14 protein-coding genes and 2 tRNA genes are annotated in these 16,887 nt (G+C 35.8%); 5 read left to right on the forward strand and 11 right to left on the reverse strand.

Annotated elements, in window-relative coordinates; all coding sequences use genetic code 11:
* Positions 1 to 48: 48 nt before the first annotated feature.
* From NHG98_RS03965 to dnaE, 6 genes are all read right to left on the reverse strand, one after another.
* Positions 49 to 121, reverse strand: a tRNA-Met gene (locus tag NHG98_RS03965).
* Entirely contained in the window at positions 121 to 1,413 is a 1,293-nt protein-coding gene (gene purB, locus NHG98_RS03970; RefSeq protein ID WP_096616545.1) for an adenylosuccinate lyase, read from the reverse strand. The genes NHG98_RS03965 and purB overlap by 1 nt, the downstream gene beginning before the upstream one ends.
* 112 nt (positions 1,414 to 1,525) lie before the next feature.
* Positions 1,526 to 2,071, reverse strand: coding sequence for a 50S ribosomal protein L9 (gene rplI, locus NHG98_RS03975; protein ID WP_096616547.1), 546 nt, complete (start codon positions 2,069 to 2,071; stop codon positions 1,526 to 1,528).
* A 7-nt stretch (positions 2,072 to 2,078) separates the two neighbouring features.
* Positions 2,079 to 2,354: a 30S ribosomal protein S18 gene (rpsR, locus tag NHG98_RS03980; protein WP_096616550.1), complete on the reverse strand. Its 276-nt coding sequence runs from the start codon at positions 2,352 to 2,354 to the stop codon at positions 2,079 to 2,081.
* Positions 2,354 to 3,136, reverse strand: a complete 783-nt coding sequence (gene rpsF, locus NHG98_RS03985; RefSeq protein WP_096616552.1) for a 30S ribosomal protein S6 — start codon at positions 3,134 to 3,136, stop codon at positions 2,354 to 2,356. Before rpsF ends, rpsR begins: the two co-directional genes overlap by 1 nt.
* 48 nt (positions 3,137 to 3,184) lie before the next feature.
* Entirely contained in the window at positions 3,185 to 6,514 is a 3,330-nt protein-coding gene (gene dnaE, locus NHG98_RS03990; protein ID WP_096616554.1) for a DNA polymerase III subunit alpha, read from the reverse strand.
* A gap of 547 nt (positions 6,515 to 7,061) precedes the next feature.
* Between dnaE and NHG98_RS03995 the strand changes: the two genes are divergently transcribed.
* From NHG98_RS03995 to NHG98_RS04005, 3 genes are all read left to right on the forward strand, one after another.
* Complete coding sequence (locus NHG98_RS03995) at positions 7,062 to 7,208, forward strand: hypothetical protein (RefSeq protein WP_259245301.1); 147 nt, start codon at positions 7,062 to 7,064, stop codon at positions 7,206 to 7,208.
* A gap of 443 nt (positions 7,209 to 7,651) precedes the next feature.
* Complete coding sequence (locus tag NHG98_RS04000; protein ID WP_096560745.1) at positions 7,652 to 8,899, forward strand: IscS subfamily cysteine desulfurase; 1,248 nt, start codon at positions 7,652 to 7,654, stop codon at positions 8,897 to 8,899.
* Between the two features lie 254 nt (positions 8,900 to 9,153).
* A complete protein-coding gene (locus tag NHG98_RS04005) occupies positions 9,154 to 9,321 on the forward strand; it encodes a hypothetical protein (RefSeq protein ID WP_259245302.1) in 168 nt (55 codons plus the stop codon).
* A gap of 20 nt (positions 9,322 to 9,341) precedes the next feature.
* On the opposite strand, the gene NHG98_RS04010 is transcribed toward NHG98_RS04005, so the two are convergent.
* Together NHG98_RS04010 and lipB are read right to left on the reverse strand one after the other, a co-directional pair.
* The gene (locus NHG98_RS04010) at positions 9,342 to 10,301 is read right to left on the reverse strand and encodes an LD-carboxypeptidase (protein ID WP_096560744.1); all 960 of its coding nucleotides are present in this window, start codon (positions 10,299 to 10,301) and stop codon (positions 9,342 to 9,344) included.
* Positions 10,301 to 10,918, reverse strand: a complete 618-nt coding sequence (gene lipB / locus NHG98_RS04015) for a lipoyl(octanoyl) transferase LipB (protein WP_096560743.1) — start codon at positions 10,916 to 10,918, stop codon at positions 10,301 to 10,303. Before lipB ends, NHG98_RS04010 begins: the two co-directional genes overlap by 1 nt.
* A gap of 174 nt (positions 10,919 to 11,092) precedes the next feature.
* Here lipB and NHG98_RS04020 point away from each other — a divergent pair, with 174 nt between their 5' ends.
* Positions 11,093 to 12,286, forward strand: coding sequence for a phage portal protein (locus NHG98_RS04020; RefSeq protein WP_096560742.1), 1,194 nt, complete (start codon positions 11,093 to 11,095; stop codon positions 12,284 to 12,286).
* A gap of 54 nt (positions 12,287 to 12,340) precedes the next feature.
* Here the strand turns inward: NHG98_RS04020 and NHG98_RS04025 are convergent, their stop codons facing one another.
* The 3 genes from NHG98_RS04025 to murJ are packed head-to-tail and all read right to left on the reverse strand — an operon-like array spanning position 12,341 to position 16,654.
* The gene (locus tag NHG98_RS04025) at positions 12,341 to 14,884 is read right to left on the reverse strand and encodes an AsmA family protein (RefSeq protein WP_096560741.1); all 2,544 of its coding nucleotides are present in this window, start codon (positions 14,882 to 14,884) and stop codon (positions 12,341 to 12,343) included.
* A complete protein-coding gene (locus NHG98_RS04030; protein WP_096560740.1) occupies positions 14,881 to 15,165 on the reverse strand; it encodes a hypothetical protein in 285 nt (94 codons plus the stop codon). The genes NHG98_RS04025 and NHG98_RS04030 overlap by 4 nt, the downstream gene beginning before the upstream one ends.
* Positions 15,158 to 16,654, reverse strand: a complete 1,497-nt coding sequence (gene murJ, locus NHG98_RS04035; protein ID WP_096560739.1) for a murein biosynthesis integral membrane protein MurJ — start codon at positions 16,652 to 16,654, stop codon at positions 15,158 to 15,160. Before murJ ends, NHG98_RS04030 begins: the two co-directional genes overlap by 8 nt.
* A 150-nt stretch (positions 16,655 to 16,804) precedes the next feature.
* On the opposite strand from murJ, the gene NHG98_RS04040 reads away from it, so the two are divergent.
* Positions 16,805 to 16,880 (forward strand) — tRNA-His (locus NHG98_RS04040).
* Positions 16,881 to 16,887 lie beyond the last annotated feature (7 nt).

Consider the following 16,887-nt stretch of genomic DNA (forward strand, 5'->3'; position numbering starts at 1 on the left):
GTCGCACTACTTCACCAATAGCACTATCTTGCCATAGTTTAGTTCGAGTGGCTGAGGAGGGACTTGAACCCCCGACCAAGAGATTATGATCCTCCTGCTCTACCAACTGAGCTACTCAGCCTAATTGAAAACCTTGCTATATATGTGATCTACATGCTTTGTATAATATTTCAAATCAAACAAAGATTCAAGTTTTTCCGAGTTAATAACCTTAAGTAAATGTTTATCTTGTTTCAATTCGGCCAGAAAATCACTGTTGTTTTGTTTCACTTTCATTGCATTGCTCTGAACAATTTTATACGCCTCTTCCCTCGCCAAACCACTATTTACTAACTCAAGCAATACACGCTGTGAGAAAACTAAACCTTTTGAAGAATTTAAGTTCTTTTCAATGTTTTCCTTATTGATTACCAATTTATCTATCAAATCTGTTAATCGCACTAAAGCAAAATCCATTATTATACAAGCATCAGGAGCAATGCATCTTTCCACAGACGAGTGTGATATATCACGTTCGTGCCACAATGCAACATTTTCTAACGCAGGAAAAACATAACTGCGTATTAAACGTGAGAGTCCAGTCAGATTTTCACTTAAAATAGGATTACATTTGTGTGGCATAGCAGAGCTTCCCTTCTGCCCAATGGAAAAATGCTCAAAAATTTCGCCGATTTCAGTTCTTTGCAAATGACGAATTTCAATTGCAATATTTTCTATTGAGCTTGCAATCACTCCCAAAACCGAAAAGAACATGGCATGTCTATCACGAGGAATGACTTGAGACGATATGGTTTCAGATATGAGTCCCATTTCTTTCGCTACATACTCTTCAACAAACGGATCAACATTTGCAAAATTACCTACTGCACCTGATATTTTACAAATTGAGATCTCTTTTTGCGCGCTAATTAATCTCTGATAATTGCGTTTAAATTCAGCATAAAATCTAGCAAATTTTAATCCAAGAGTTGTTGGTTCTGCATGCATTCCATGACTGCGCCCAACACAAACAATATCTTTATAGTCCTCAGCTTTTTTTTTAAATACTGCAAGTAAATTTTCTAGATTCCCGAGTAAAATATCACATGACTCTTTCAACTGCACCGCAAGGCATGTATCCAAAACATCAGAACTTGTCATTCCATAGTGGAGATAACGAACATCAACTCCCGCTTTTTCAGCAACGTATGTCAGAAAAGCTATAACATCATGTTTTACAATGGATTCAATTTCGTTGATACGTTCAATATCAAATTCAATAGCACCAGAGAGCTTCTGAGCAACACTATTTGGAATCACTCCTAACTCTGCTTGAGCTTCACACGCTAATTTTTCTATTTTAAGCCATATATTAAATTTATTATTTTCCTCCCAAATGGAAGACATTTCTTTTTGGCTATAGCGCGGGATCATTAAATGACCCCCGTCTTATCTTTGAACATGCTAGATCCCAGTGTCACGCACTGGGATGACAGAAAAAAAAGGCACTGGAATGACAGGAATAGTTGATATATTTTATTCACTGCTATTTGTTATTTGCATCTTCTTGCTCCACTGCTTCACCTTCTTGTTCCTCAGACTTCTGATTTTGCAATTTTACTTGCCTTAACTCATTTGCATCTGTTTCGGATTTCACGACGTATATAGTAATTGGTACTACTACTTCACTATGTAATTCTATGTTTACTTGGTATTCACCCAAGTTTTTGATGCTTATTCCACCAAAAGATAAACTACGGTGATCTATCGCATGTCCTCCTTGTAGTAAAACCTTCGCAATTTCACGTGTTGTTACAGAACCAAAAATTTTACCATCCTCTGAAGCTTGCTTTATCAATACCACAAACTTATCATGTAGTGACAATGCAAGCTCTTTTGCTACATTTAATCTTTTTGTATTCTCTTCCTCCAGCAATAAACGTTGTTCTTCTAGTTTTGCTAAATTCTCCTTGGTAGCCTTCACCGCTTTTCTTTGTGGAAAAAGAAAATTACGTGCATAACCTGGTTTAACTTTGACAACTTCACCAAGCTTACCTAAAGTCCTTATATTTTCCTTTAAAATTATCAACATAAATTACCTAAACTTTTTTAGTACAGTAAGGAACAAGAGCTAAAAAACGTGCCCTTATGATCGCTAAGCGTAACTTCCTTTGTTTTTTTGCACATACGCCTGTTAATCTTCTAGGTAATACCCTACCATAGTCAGAGGTAAATTTGGATAATAAATCTGTATTCTTATAATCTATGTCTTCATCTTTAGACGTAGCAAGAGGGCAAACTTTAGAACGCCTAAAGCCAGTCCTATTATTTACAGATACGTAAGAATTATTAAAACTATTTCGTCTTTTCATCATTATGTGCTTTGCTCCTCAATTTGTTTATTCATCATATAAGATTTACCTTCAAAAAATTTATCAACCTGCACAGACAAGTGGCGAATAACGTTCTCATTAAGTTTCATTCTACGCACAAATTCATCCAGAATGCTTGCAGTAGAACTTATGCACATTATACAATAATGACCGCTCTTCATCTTATTTATTGGATATGGAAAATCCAAAAGACCCCAATGTTCATACTTGATTAATCCCGATGCTTCAATGTTTTCCAAAAGCATCTCCAATGCTTTGCTCGATTGAGTTGGACCGTTTATTCTAAAATCTTTCAAAATATCTTGAAAAATCTTTATTAGATGTTCTGAAATGTTTCTCTTCAAAGCATTTACTGCATTATAGATAAACGCACTTTTAGTAATTTGCTCACTGCATCCTAGAAATTTTATAAAATCTTGCGTTATTCCTAAATCTTTTAGGTCATCTTTCAACTCTTTATCGATTTTTGACTTCACTTCTTTCAAATTTGAAAGATCTTCTTCCAATTCAACCCATAAAATTTTTGTAAGATCTTCCAAGAAATCAGAGTAAGCAACTAGACCTTCTTTAATGTTTTCAGCACGCGTTTCTAACTCTTGTTTTGTAAGCGTACTATTTTGCTTTTCCATAAGACTCTTAATCTTCTGGAAAATAACATCTGCTTTAATATTTTTCAATGAAACAGCTAGCTCTTGGACCATCTCCTCTACTTCTTGCTGTAACAATCCTTGTTGTGCTATAAAAGTAAATTCATAAAGATTCACTATATCTTCCTTTAATACCAATTAAATATTTTATTATATAAAGCTTTTTTATATAAGCAAGTTATTTGTATTAATTTCTACGCCTTTAATCCAGCTTAAGTTAGATATTTCATAAATAACTTGAGGAGCAATTGAGTATGCACCTGGTAATAAGATGCTCACTTTATGTTTTTCGAGAAGAAGTTTTAGCATTATTTTGGTTCTGCCTTCATCTTTCAATATTGTGTTTAATTCCATAGCGGCCTTTTGCGAATCCGTGCACTCAGTGGTGAGAACTAATTCCTTTATTGTAGAAGCGATTCTTTTTGTAAACTCAGATATATCCTTGCCTGCTAATCTTGTCGTATTTTCCGAAGCTTCAAGATCAATTATCACAAATGTTCCTGGTGAAAATAAATCTCTTTTTTCTTCTATTATTTCATTATTATAAAATGCTATTTCAGAAACGTTATGGGGATCAGAAAGTGTGAGTATAACAAACCTTCCACGCTCTGAAGTTCTCATACGTGCATTTAATATTACCCCAGCAGTTTTTGCTGTTTTATTTTCTCCGATAAACCCAATATTTAACTTTTCCAGAAGAATTCTAAATTTTTCAAGTGGATGATTAGTTAAATAAAATCCTAGTGAAAATAACTCATGCTCTAATTTTTCCTCTTCATCAAAATCTTCCACATTCTCAAATTTCGGTTTGAGGACATCAAGACTACCAAACAAAGCAGCTTGACTTGATTCCCTATCCTGTTTGTTTTTATTTGCAAAGTAAATCAGCATGTCCATTGGCTCATATAGCTGCTTTCTGTTCTTATGCACGCTATCGAATGCCCCGGATTTAATTAGGCTTTCTAGCGCCCTCTTATTTATTATATGACCTGAATTTTGAATGAATTCCCATATGTCCTTATAAGCGCTTGAACGTGTGTTCACTATTCCTTCTGCTATAGAAAAACCAACATTCCTCAATGCAGCAATACCATAACGTATGCACTCACCCTCTATTGAGAATTCAGCTTGAGACTTGTTTATATCAGGTGGAAGAACGGTAACGCAACTAAACTTTGCTGCATGATAAAATAAATTCATTTTATCTCTATCATCAATATTTAGATTCATTAGTGCTGTAAAAAATTCTAATGGATAATTAGCTTTAAGGTAAGCCGTTTGATAAGATATAACCGCATATGCAGCTGCGTGAGATTTATTAAATCCATAACCAGCAAATTTTGCAACAAGGTCAAAGATATAACTTGCCCTGTCATAATCAACGCCATTCTTCGTTGCTCCTTGGATGAAAAGTGCACGTTGTTTATCCATCTCTTCCTTAATTTTCTTACCCATGGCACGTCTCAGCAAATCTGCTTCTGCAAGACTATATCCAGAGAGAATACGGGCTATTTCCATCACCTGTTCCTGGTAGATTATTACCCCAAATGTTTCTTTTAACACTCCTTCAAGTAACGGATGAATATAATCTGGCTTTTCAAGGCCATGCTTTCTTGCAATATAAGTTGGAATGTTATCCATAGGTCCTGGACGATAAAGGGAAATTAAAGCGATAATATCTTCAATGCAATCTGGCTTTAATTTAATTAAAGCTTCTCTCATTCCCGAACTTTCAAGCTGGAACACTCCAATTGAATCACCGCTAGAGAGCATCTCATAGGTTTTTTGATCATTCAAAAGAACTGAAGAAATATCGATCTTTTTTTCATCACGATTAATTAAACGACATACATGATCTATTAGTGTTAGCGTACCGAGTCCAAGAAAATCAAATTTTATTAACCCAGCTTTCTCCACATATTTCATGCTGTATTGAGTGATTGGCAGAGCCGAATTTGGATCATAGTACACAGGAACAAAATTTTCCAACTTTTGATCACATATTACAATTCCAGCAGCATGAGTTGAAACGTGACGATATATTCCTTCGAGCTTTAGTGATATATCAAGAAGCTTTGCAATTACCTCATCACTATCTCGTTCTTTCTGCAGGTTTTGATCAAGCTCTATCGCTTGCGATAAAGTTACAGGATTTACTGGATTAAATGGAACCATTTTAGATATTTTATCCACTTGAGAGTAAGGCATTTGCAATACTCTACCAACATCACGCAATACTGCCCTTGCTTGCAATTTTCCAAAAGTGATTATTTGAGCAACATAACCGTACTTTTTCTGAACATAATCAATAACCAGGTCCCTTTTCTCTTGGCAGAAATCGATATCAAAGTCAGGCATCGATACACGATCAGGATTCAAAAATCTTTCAAATATTAGGCCAAACTTTATTGGGTCAAGGTCTGTAATCTGTAAGCCCCAAGCAACAATTGATCCAGCTCCTGAACCTCTTCCCGGCCCAACTGGAATGCCATTTGCTTTGCTCCAACGGATGAAATCAGAAACTATCAAAAAGTAGCCAGCGTAGTTCATCGAAGTTATTACGCTTAGTTCGTAATTCAGCCGATCGTAGTATTGTTTAAGGTCTATATCTGTCTCATTCGCAATGCGGAATTCTAATCCTGCAACTGCCTGCTCCCTCAGTTCTTCATTCTCAGTTTTATTTTCTCGACAAGGAAATTTAGGCAAGATAGGCTGCCTGCTTCTTGGCATGTAAGAGCACCGCTTAGCTATCACTAAAGTGTTATGAATTGCTTCGGGAATGTCGCTGAACAGTTCCTCCATTTCTGCCACAGATTTGAAATAATGCTCGGTAGTTAACTTCTTTCTGTTATTCTCCAGGGCATAACTCCCCTCCGATATGCACGTTAATATATCATAAGCCTCATAGTCAGACCTATTTGGAAAAAACACATCATTCGTTGCAACTAGTGGTACATTGCGCTGATAAGCAAAATCTATTAAAGCTTCTTCAAGCTCTAGCTCTTTATTCAGCCCATGACGCTGCAATTCAACATATAAATGACCATCGAATGCTGAAAGCAGTTTTTCAACCGTTTCTTTATCTTGCTCCAACAATAGTTGAGCCAAACACCCACCGGTTAAAGCGATCAGACCCGTACTTAAATTCAATAGCTCATCAAAATCAACGTAAGGAATATCGCTGTTATTCTTGCGCTTTTTAAAAGACTCACTCACCAAAGTGACTAAATTAGTATATCCTTGCTCATTTTTTGCAAGCAATAATATAGGTAAATTTTGTTCTGAATGTTTTACTATAATATTGCATCCTATTATTAGCTGTATTCCCCTACTAGCGGCATATTCTGCAAATTCAAGTGAACCAAATAAATTACCTGAATCAGTAATTGCAACCGCTGGCATTTTGTTCTGCAAACAAAAGCTAATCAGCTCCTCAATTTTAACCGAGCTTTCAAGCAGCGAATAAACACTATGAACACGTAAGTGTATGAACATAAAAAACTTTAGATCAACACAAAAGGATAACATGAATTTACTTATGAGAACATAATTTTCATGAGAACAAAAGCCTATACGATTTCTCAAATCTAAGGTTAAGATACAAAAAACTTACTTGACAAACTCCGCCAGCCCCCTTATTGTAGTATTAAGGGTATTTATGACTCAAAACTTGTTTTTGACCTGCAGGCTCAATGACAAAATTCAGTAAAAAACTCAGAGTATTTATTGGCGGATTACATAAAATTATAGCGGCTGCATGTCTTTTTTATTTTTTCTACATTCAGCCAAATCGCGCTTAAACTAAGCGTCAGCACATTATTACAGCGCCACTTACAGTAATATAGAGTCAAAACTCGCACCACGGGGCTTCTTTTGCCTTTTTTTTTATTTGGTAAATTTCTTAATATTTGTAACTAAACGACAACCGTCATCCCGCAGCGGGATCTCTTGTTAGCGCCGCGGCAGTATGACGGTTCGTGGCGGTATGAAGGTTAAGCAATTCGTCATCCCGCTACGTGTTAGCGGCTAAGAGATACCGCGAATGAATCGCGGTATGACGGTTCGTGGCGGCATGACGGTTAAGCAATTCGTCATCCCGCAGCGGGATCTCTTGTTAGCGCTGTGGCGGAATGACGGTTCGCGGTGGCATGACGATAACTTTGTCATTCCGCTATGTGTTAGCGGTTAAGAGATACCGCGAATGAATCGCGGTATGACGGTCTGCGGCGGAATGACGGTTCGCGGTGGCATCTTCGTCATTCCGCTATGTGTTAGCGGTTAAGAGATACCGCGAATGAATCGCGGTATGACGGTCTGCGGCGGAATGACGGTTCGCGGTGGCATCTTCGTCATTCCGCTATGTGTTAGTGGATGAGATACCGCGAATGAATCGCGGTATGACGGTTAAGTAGGGTGTCATTCCAGTCTAGAATCTAGTTCTTATTGTACATTTACTTGGTAAGTTTCCTGGATCCAAGTAGTCAGGGCACTGGAATGACACCGTCACAGGGTGAACCAGCTTCATACACACATCCCTTTGGTGACAATGTTTGTTGATGCAAGATTATACCTTGAAAAAATTAAGTTTTAGTGCTATTAAATAGTTGTAAATTTTGTCTCTGTGGTAGCTTTATGAATATTGAAAGTAAGAAAATACATGATACTAAAATAAAATTACCAATATTTCTTGATTATCAATCTACTACTAAAGTGGATCCACGTGTTTTGGAGGTAATGATACCTTGTTTTGGTGAATTCAGTAATGCACACTCTCGCAGCCATTCATTTGGTTGGACTGCTGAAGAAGCAGTGAAAAAAGCAAGGAAACACATCGCTGATCTGGTGAACGCAGATAGCAAAGAAATTATCTTTACCTCAGGTGCAACTGAGTCAAATAATACAGCAATCAAGGGCGTTGCTCACTTTTACAAAAATAAAGGAAATCATATAATAACTGTCTGCACGGAGCATAAGTGTGTTCTGGATTCTTGTCGGCATCTGGAAAATGAAGGCTTTAAAGTTACATATTTGCCTGTTAAGCAAAACGGAATTATAGATTTATTAAAGCTTGAGGAAGCAATTACTGATAAAACAATCCTGGTTTCAGTGATGATGGTAAATAATGAAATCGGAGTAATTCAGCCTGTAAAGGAGATTGGTAAAATATGCAGAAAGCATAATATATTTTTCCATACAGATGCAGCTCAAAGCTTTGGAAAAGTTCCAATTGATGTTAATGAGATGTGCATTGATCTTATGAGTCTCTCTAGCCACAAAATTTATGGACCTATGGGAATAGGTGCATTATATGTCCGTAGAAAGAATCCTCGTGTTAGGCTGATACCATTGATTAGTGGTGGTGGACAAGAAAGAGGTATGCGTTCTGGAACAATTCCAACACCTCTTGCAGTTGGTTTTGGTGAAGCGGTACGTATTGCTAAAGAAGAAATGGGAACAGAAGCAAGCAAATTAGAAGGACTGAGAGATATTTTGTACAATAAGATAAAAGAAGCATTTCCTGATATCGTTTTAAATGGTGATTATGAAAATAGAATTCCTGGCAACCTAAACTTGAGCTTTCCCTATGTTGAGGGTGAGTCTCTCATCATGGCAATCAAGGATTTAGCAGTAAGTTCTGGTTCTGCGTGCACGTCTGCGTCTCTTGAGCCTTCCTATGTCATACGGTCGCTAAATAATGGCCATGACCTTGAGCATTCATCAATTAGATTTGGCCTAGGCCGATTTACAACTAAAGAAGAAGTTTTGTACGCAGCAGATCTTGTTGCTAAAAATATTGGCCGACTGAGAGAAATGAGCCCACTTTGGGAGATGGTACAAGAAGGAGTAGATTTGAACACCGTGAAATGGGACTCTCATTAAATGTATCCATTCAGCCAGTCCAACTGCAAATGCACTTTGAAATTACTCTGTAACCATTTACACTTAATTCTGCAATTCTTTGATCTCACTCATAGCTGTACGAACATTCGTTTTTGAAGACAGCAAATGGTGTCATTCCAGTCTGGAATCCAGAAATTCTGCTTATAACTGAGCTGATGAGCTAAAGGTAGTTGTCTTACGCTAAAACAAACGTTTTTAATTAAGTTGCATAGAACCAGTGTCTGGGCACTGGGATGACACCCTTTTGGATAGCAACCAGTGTCAGCTACTTTCATGACACCCTGACCTCGTCGATCCCGCAGCGGGATCTCTTGTTAGCGGATGAGATACCGCGAATAAATCGCGGTATGACGGTTAAGTACGTGTTAGCGGCTAAGAGATACCGCGGCAGCATGACGTAGAGCTCGCATTAGCTATAAGATTAGCTAACATTCTGCACATCCATAAAAAACAAACCTTCTTTTTCGTCTTGAACGCTAATAATAGCGTGAGTGTTAAGAGGTAAAGGGTCATTTGTATGTCCATGGCCTACCCCTTTCATTGTAAATACAGGAAAGTTTACACTTTTTGCAAACCTTTCTTTTACAACTTCAACAAGATTATCATTATAACAGTTAACGAAATCCCCAAAGATTACTGCATGCACTCCATCAAAAATGTGAGCTTGTTTTAAGTGATCTAAACTGCGCTCCATTGCATATGGGTAAACTCTCACGTCCTCTAAAAATAAAATTTTGCCCTTTGCATTTATTTGCCAAGCGGTTCCTATACTATTTTCAACTAAAGTCATATTACCACCGATGACTTTAGACTCTAATCTGCCATCTTTTAGTCTAATGCCATTGTTTATCATCTTGAGGTTATCAAATCTGATAGAATCCCGCTTGTTAAGAATTAACTCTTTCAATTTTTCAACAGAACTTTCAGCAACGGAGTTATTTACTATCATTTCCAACATGGTACCGTGAAGAGTTTGCCAGTCGTATTCGACTTGTAGATAAATGTGCAGAGCAGTTATATCGCTATAGCCTATGAGGATTTTTTTGTTTTGAGCAATCCTTTCTTTTTTATCATTGGGTAGCTTTTCTAGATAGGGAATTAACCGAGAAGCTCCTTCTCCTCCTCTAATGCACCAAATTATTTTACTATCATCAGTTAGTGCTATAATCAAATCATTTGCTCTAAATTCATCAGAGTTAGAGTAGAATGGATTATCATTGCTATATATTTTCTCTGAGATATGGGGACTGAAATTCAAGGCTTCTACATACTCTTTTATGGTAGTCAGATCTGATTCTTTTCCCTTGGAGGAAGGAGCAATAATATCAACTTGGTTCATAGCACATAGGGTGAGAATAAAATATAAAAGATAAATAATCATTAAAATATCTTATAAAACTCTTTTTTTAGTATATCATCCAATTCAGAGAGTAGAACTTCAACTCCTAATTCTTCCATTGATGTGACGCCATAATCTTGCAGCCCGCAAGGAATAATACCCTTGTAATGAGAAAGGTCTGGGGAAACATTAAGCGCTATGCCATGATAAGTTACCCATTTTCTTAAGCGAATACCAAAAGCTGCAATTTTTTTTTCTACTCCATTGTTATTCACCCAAACACCTATTCTGTCCTCTTTAAATTCTCCAAGTATATTAAATTGCTTTAAAACATTTATTATCCACTTACTTAGGTCTCTAATATATAGCTTTATGTCGCATTTATTTCTTTTTTTAAGGTTCAACATTAAATATATAACACGTTGTCCTGGCCCATGATATGTGTATTTGCCACCCCTGCCTGTTTTATATATAGGAAATAGTTTTTCAACAATATCATCATCTGTTGCACTGATTCCTGCAGTATAAAGTGGAGGGTGCTGGAGTAGCCATACCAATTCGTCTGCTGAATTATTGTGAATTTGTTGAATTTTTTCTTCCATAGATTTTACGGCACAGTTATAATCAATAAGCTGATTAGATGTTAGCCATTCTACCATATTCTGTTTCTTTTCTTTTTAGTATAGCATTTTCCTGTCATCCAAGTGCTCTCTTCTTTTCATTCCAGTGCCCCCTATGATGTCATACCAGTGCGTGACACTGGGATCTATGTCTTAGTTTAACTACAGAATCTAAAACACTTTTAACTTTTAAACATTTTTCATGAGGCACATATGAATTTCAACATTTTTCAAAGAAAAAAAAGCGCAGTATTTACTAAATATTCTGCTTTGCAGCTAATGATGGAACCAAGTTGGAGTAAGCGTGATTATGTAAGTTTTGCTGAGGAAGGTTACATAAAAAATGTTATTGCCTTTCGAGCAATTAATATGATTGCAAGTGCTGCATCTTCGGTACCTTTTACTCTCTGCCAGCTTACTGAACAGGGAAAATCGCAATTAAAAGCCCATCCATTACTGAAATTACTTTATTCTCCTAATCCAATGACATCAAAATCGGAATTTATTGAGGGGATTGTAACTTATCGGTTAGTTAACGGCAATTCTTATGTATTGACGGTTGAGTCGCAGAACAATAGAAAACCACCAACAGAGCTTTATCTTCTGCGCCCTGATAGGGTTGAAATTGTTCCGGGGAGAAATAACGTTCCTTATATCTATCGTTATACCATAAATAACAACAGTTATGACTTTAAAGTTGATAAACTAACCGGACGTTCAGCAGTGTTGCACCTAAAGACCTTTAACCCTTTGAATGATTGGTATGGATTATCACCAATTGAGGCAGCTGCATATAGCATAGATCAGCATAATCAGGCGGGTGCTTGGAATCAAGCGATGTTGCAAAATGGGGCAAGACCAAGTGGTGCAATAGTTGTGAAATCAGCGAAGGACGGGAGTGGTGGAAGTTTAAGTCAAGAACAGTACCAACGCTTAAAAGAGCAAATAAATGATCATTATTCAGGTTCTGTCAATGCTGGAAGACCGATATTGCTTGAAGGAGGCTTGGAGTGGAAAGAAATGAGCTTATCACCAAGGGATATGGATTTTATTGAATCCAAACACAGCTCAGCTCGTGATATTGCGCTAGCTTTTGGCGTTCCACCGCAATTGCTTGGCATACCGGGTGATAACACTTATAGCAATTTAGTCGAAGCACGCTTATCCCTCTGGGAGCAGACGGTTTTACCAACGCTAGAAAATATTATCTGTCATCTGAATTCTTGGCTGACACCAAAATTTGGTGAAGATCTGTGCTTGTCGTATGAGAAAGATGCAATAGAAATTCTCATGGAAAAGAGACAAAAGTTGTGGAAATACGTAGAAAATGCAAGCTTCATGACGCTCAATGAAAAAAGAGAAGCTTTTGGCTTGCCACCATTGCCAGGTGGTGATGAGTTAGGTTAAGTTTGTATCCGTTCAGATTAGTTCATTGTTCCCTAAACCATACACCTAAGTAAATTAACTATTCCTCTTGCCAACCAGAGCGATGAAGATTTGGTCTACATCAAAACTCATCTTAGGACGCCAAATAGGGCCATCCAAGTGCATATCGATATAGATTGGATTACTATAGTTTGGTGGTATGAAAAAGAACCTGAATATAGAATTTAAAGCGAAGTTAGATAAGGTTAAATTAGAAGAGATCGACCCTGATGCTTGATCAATCCCGAATTGTAAACTAGTTGAACATATACCACTCTTAATACTTGCTTTTCCGCTAATATTTTCAAAAAATGTGCTGCCATTATATATATCAACATAAGCGAATGTGGAAATTTCAGACTTATTCTTACTGCTTAACAAATTAGTGATAAATGAATTGAAATCTACATTAGTAACTTCTATTCCCTGCGCTTGTAGGTTTACATCTCCTGATAAGTTACTAGCCCAATCATGAAAACTCTTTCCTTGAGTTTTGATTTCGCCATTTAAGCTTACCTGACCATTTACATTGTCAATTCCTATAACCTTACCAATCTTTTTAGTGTCCAAATTTACAATAGAAAATCTTGTATTCATTGAGTCTGATCTTAAATAACCCTGAAAAAACACTTGCCCGTGTTCTAATATGTAACTTGTCTGCCTGATAGTGATAACGTTGTTTCTCATTACCGCATCCAAATTAAAATCTTTCAAAATATTCTGCTCGGTTTTAAATTCTGCAGTATTGATTTGCACATTTGCATCAAAGCCTTCTTTGTCATTCAAAAAATCAAGCTGCTTTGTTGACCATTGAATTTGATCTATCTCATTTCTTGAATTTCTTTTTACCTCTACTAAATTTGGTAATTTAAAAATATTTCCATTAAATTTATTGCCCGTAAGGTTCACATCTAATAAAGGTTTGGTGTATTTTTGATCTACTAATATTTTTGCATTACCGGTAATATCGAAATCTTCTCCAGATAGTTTTATTTTATCTGCAACTAGCTTACCTTTTTCCATTTTCAGCAAAAAATCCAAATTTTTAATTTTCGTATCATTTAATATAAGGTTATTAACACTGGCCTTTATATTTGCATCATACTGAAAATTTTTCAGCCGTTGCATTTTAGATAAACTGCTAAATAATGAATGATCATATTTATCTGCATCAAGATTATGCATGCTAAATTTACCATCAATCACACTGCGTTTTTTTGCGTAACTCATCTTAATTGATCCTTGCAAGGATTCCTTATTATTTAGCAATCTAATGTCTGAGATAGATAATATTCTTGGTGCAAGGTGCAATTTAGAACTTAGTGTAAATTGATTTTTCTGGTTTTCTTTCATCTTTATAGAAGGGAAAAAACATGAAATGAATGACTCAAAATCACCTCCTTCGACTAATAAATCACCGTCGAATTCAGGTAGGGCATTATTATTTGAAATCTCTCCTGATAAGTAAGATATATTATTGATTCCAGGAAATTTAAGAAGCGTATTAACTTTTACTTTGCCATCAGTGGATTTTAGTACAGCACGAAAATTGTCCAATATTTTGTTTTGATATTGAATGTTAGAAGCTTCCATATTAAAATTTAAGCTCAAGTTCTTTGGCACAACTGCTCTAAAGCATTCCAGAATGTCTTTCATATTCGTTGTTCTTTGTGAATCATTTTGTATGGAATCTAAGTCAACTTTGCTGAAGCTAATATTGAGATTAGTGTGATCGCCTTTTCTATCATTTTGTATTGTACCACTGGCTTGCATGCTTTTGGAATCAATTTTCAAGTCAGTTACCGTAAACTCATTTTCATCGAGGTTGATATTAGATGATATCTCAATATTTTCACTAGGAATAACACAAGAAAGAAAGCTAAGATTAATGATTTTTGCTAAATCACTCACAGAACCGGAACTATTATTAATCGTTAGTGTTAAATTACCCTGGAGTTCTTCTTGATTTCTATTACCTGTAAATAGCAAATTTACAAAGTTTGATTCAACACTAATGTATACATTTTTTTTTGTGATATTAACCTTTCCTGAAAAATCGTAATTATTATCACCTACCTTTACTTCACCAAAAAACTGCTTATTTTTTTTTACAGCAATTTCCTTTATGTTAACAATATCAGCGAAATCACTCTTAAAATTTACTTGGCTGTCTTTTATTACTATATCGACTGTGTTACCACTGGCTTTTGTATTTATAATATTAATTAAATTTTCTTTATTGCTTTTCATGCCAAACAATGTGATTGATTTTGGTTGCAACGAAAATAAAAACAATGATAGGAACGATGGCCTTATTTCAATTTTTCTTACACTAATTAAATCTGATAACTTTTGCTCTTTATTTTCGTTGTATTGTACATATATATTATAAATAGTGAGTTTTGGAGTAATGAGTGAAACTTCAACTTTCCCTCCAATATGCACTTTAGCATCATACGTCCTCTCCAGCTCTTTTATGATATATTTCCTGTAGCCACTCCAATCCTTAAAAGTTGCAGCAACATGAAGAAGGACTAATGCCAAAGAGATTAATAATATGGAATATATAGAAAGTTTCACAGTAGACCTATCATGATGTCATTCCAGTGCTTACTGCACAGAAGTTGTAGTATAAGAGTGATTTCCAATAAGATAGGTGTCATCCCAGTGCCTATTCCTGTCATCCCAGTGCTTGACACTGGGATCCATCTTATTTTCATCATGGGCATTATTTCAGCGTATGCTCCTAGAATCTGTTGTCTATTGCATAATTTGCAAATATTTTTATATCTGGATCCCAGTGTCAAGCACTGGGATGACATTATTTGCTGTTCCTTTAGCAAAAGATCTAGTTTATACATATTTCAAATTATTCAAACTTCCTCTAAAAGTTAGGTAAAGAGTACCAAAATAAACAATAACACTCAAAGCTATTAAAGTCGTTAAATAAACAATACGAGCCAACATTTTATCAAAAAATAATCCTGCCAACAAAGAATTAAAAATATAAAGGGCTATTGACATGACTACCGTTGCTACAAAAATTTTCATGATATTTAACAATAACGCTTGGCTAACCTTATACATTTTATTTATTGTTAAATAACTAATTAATAGAATAGAATTTATCCAAGTGGAAACAGAAGTAGCAATAGCAATTCCCGTATGCTGATATTTGTTCATTAACAAAAGGTTTAGCACTACATTAATTCCAAGGCACATTAGTGAAAACATAGTTGGTATTTTCAGATTGCCTTTAGCAAAAAATGTGGGTAGCAATACTTTATTTATAATAAATGCAGGTAAAGAAAGAGAAAATGCTATTAACGTGGGAGCAGTTTGCTGCACTGCATAATAATCAAACCGGCCGTAAGAAAAAAGCGTAAGTAAAATTATGTCGGGAATAATGATAAAGGCAGCAGTTGTTGGCATAATTAACATTAATCCTATGTTGAGAGCCTTGTTCTGTATTTTGACTATATTTTCAGTATTATTCACCTGTTTTGAAATTAAAGGAAGAAGCACTGTACCGATTGCAGTACCGATTATTCCCTGCGGTAGTTGATTTAGTCTATCGGCATAATATATATAGGACACCGCGTTTGGTATAAAACTCGCCATGATTGTGTCAATCCATACACTTATTTGTATTACACAATTGTTGATAGTTGCAGGTATTACACGCTTAAAAAACAACCTTACTTCATTGCTTAATTCAAGGCTAAAAGAAAAAGCTGCCTTTAACTTGTATGCACTAAACAGTATCAGAAGTAACTGTAAAATCCCTCCGATTAGCACAGCTATAGAAAGGTTGTGCGCTGAGGTTTTTATATAAGGCACAAATAAACTGATGATTAAACAGAGATTCAAAACGATTGGTGCAATAGCTGTTGAAGCAAAATGCTGCTTTACTTGCAGCATTCCACCAATTAGTGATGCAATTGACACAAAAATTATGTAGGGCATCATAATTCTTGATAAAGTAACAGTAAGGGTAAACTTACTTTGGTCAAATCCAGGAGCAAAAATTTGAATCATATAAGGAGAGAAAGTTTGCATGATAAGGCAAAAAATTACTAAGATAATAAACGTAATTGATATTACACCACTTGCAAAATTAAATGCCTTCTTATTATCATGTGATTCTGTTGAATATAACGGTATAAAGGACGTAGTAAATGCTCCCTCTGCAAAAAATGCGCGAAATAGATTGGCAAAGCGAAACGAAGAAAAAAATATGTCTGCAAGAGAGTTTGCACCAATAACCGTAGCAATCAATACATCTCTTATTAACCCTGAAATCCTTGAAATAGCTGTAAAAAAACTAAATGTGAAAATACTTTTAAACATACCACTACTTCATTAGTATCAATACAATTAACTATAATAGTAAAAGTATCAATGAAAATATTTATTGGCTAAACTTAAAACCCTCTGCAAAAGGAGAGTTAAATAATCAATTGACTATTTGCGCTCTTATGTTAGAAATTTTATATCTTGGCGGGCGTAGCTCAGTTGGTAGAGCGTCAGTTTGTGGTACTGAATGTCGCCAGTTCAATCCTGGTCGCTCGCCCCACTAAAAT

This window comes from Wolbachia endosymbiont of Aedes albopictus (assembly GCF_024804185.1).
In the GTDB taxonomy this organism is placed as follows: Bacteria; Pseudomonadota; Alphaproteobacteria; order Rickettsiales; family Anaplasmataceae; genus Wolbachia; species Wolbachia pipientis_B.